This window comes from Moorena sp. SIO3I6 (assembly GCF_010672095.1).
This window is the reverse complement of the sequence record NZ_JAAHHU010001478.1, coordinates 1-1,239: the sequence shown is the minus strand read 5'-3', so window position 1 is coordinate 1,239 and position 1,239 is coordinate 1. Positions and strand designations below refer to the sequence as shown.

The 1,239-nt window shown below is 44.8% G+C and carries 2 protein-coding genes; one reads left to right on the top strand and one right to left on the bottom strand.

Features of this window, described 5'->3' with window-relative positions; genetic code table 11:
- Positions 1 to 303: 303 nt before the first annotated feature.
- Positions 304 to 453, bottom strand: a complete 150-nt coding sequence (locus tag F6K49_RS50430) for a hypothetical protein (RefSeq protein ID WP_158069620.1) — start codon at positions 451 to 453, stop codon at positions 304 to 306.
- Between the two features lie 3 nt (positions 454 to 456).
- Between F6K49_RS50430 and F6K49_RS50425 the strand changes: the two genes are divergently transcribed.
- Complete coding sequence (locus tag F6K49_RS50425; protein ID WP_293110404.1) at positions 457 to 1,239, top strand: serine hydrolase domain-containing protein; 783 nt, start codon at positions 457 to 459, stop codon at positions 1,237 to 1,239.

The following is a 1,239-nucleotide window of genomic DNA, read 5'->3' as shown; positions in this document are numbered from 1 at the left end:
TCGGTAAGACAGAATTGCGGGAGTCTGGGATTTACCACTAGCCATAAGTAATTTTTCTCTAGTAGATATACCTATCTTATCTAATTTTACCGCCAACGGTGAACCGCTTCACGATATCTCCTATGGGTGAATTAACAGATTATCAGTAAACCGGACAAGGAGGAATTGCGGAAAGGTGAGTGGGAAGAGTGTGGGAAGTGTGGGAGGAGTGTGGGAAGTGTGGGAAGTGTGGGAAGTGTGGGAAGTGTGGGGAGTCAGATGAGCAACTGGCGTCGAAACGTAAGCTTATGGGCGACGCGCACGCTACTTGAGGTGCTTATGGGCGACGCGCACGCTACACCGAACAACTTTCAGCCATTCCCGTAGCGTGGCCAAAGGCCAAGGCTGACGGCTGACGGCTGACGGCTGAATGCTTACGTCGAAACTTCTGAAATTAACATCAATGGAGAGCAACTAATGGAAGGTCTTAGTGAATTTATTAACCAGAGAATGGAAGAGTGGAAAGTCCCAGGGCTGGCTGTCGCTATTGTTCACGATAGCGAGATCATCTTTTGTGAGGGCTTTGGTTTTAGGGATGTAGAAAAAGGCTTAAAAGTAACCTCTAAAACCCTCTTTGCCATTGGGTCTTGCACTAAAGCCTTTACCACAATGGCTATGGGCATCTTGGCTGAGCGAGGAAAATTAGATTGGGATAAACCAGTTAGACATTATCTGCCCACGTTTAAACTATACGATTCCTATGCTAGTGAACACATGACTCTCCGTGACCTAGTCACTCATCGTTCTGGCTTACCCCGTCATGATTTCATGTGGTATAACAGTTCTTTAACTCGTAAAGAAATAGTTGAGCGCTTACAATATCTCGAACCTAATCATGAATTGCGAACTGTCTTTCAGTATCAAAATTTGATGTACATGACGGCTGGCTACTTAGTCGGTGAAATTTCCGAGAGCAGCTGGGAAGAATTTGTTCAGCAGGAAATTTTTAATCCCTTGTCGATGGGAGACAGCAATTTTTCCGTTGTCAAATCCCAGGAGACTGACGATTTTTCTCTTCCTTATCGAGAGAAAGATGACGTAGTTAAAGCCATTCCATTTCGCAATGTTGACACCAGTGGTCCGGCTGGCTCTATTAATTCTAATGTTACTGATATGGCGAAGTGGCTTCTACTCCATCAAAACCAGGGAAACTATGAGGATAAGCAGATTATCAACCCTGGTATTCTGACTCAGATGTAA

Excerpts from the sequence above, each read along its gene's own strand:
- F6K49_RS50425 (WP_293110404.1), top strand. The coding sequence starts at position 457 with ATGGAAGGTCTTAGTGAATTTATTAACCAGAGAATGGAAGAGTGGAAA.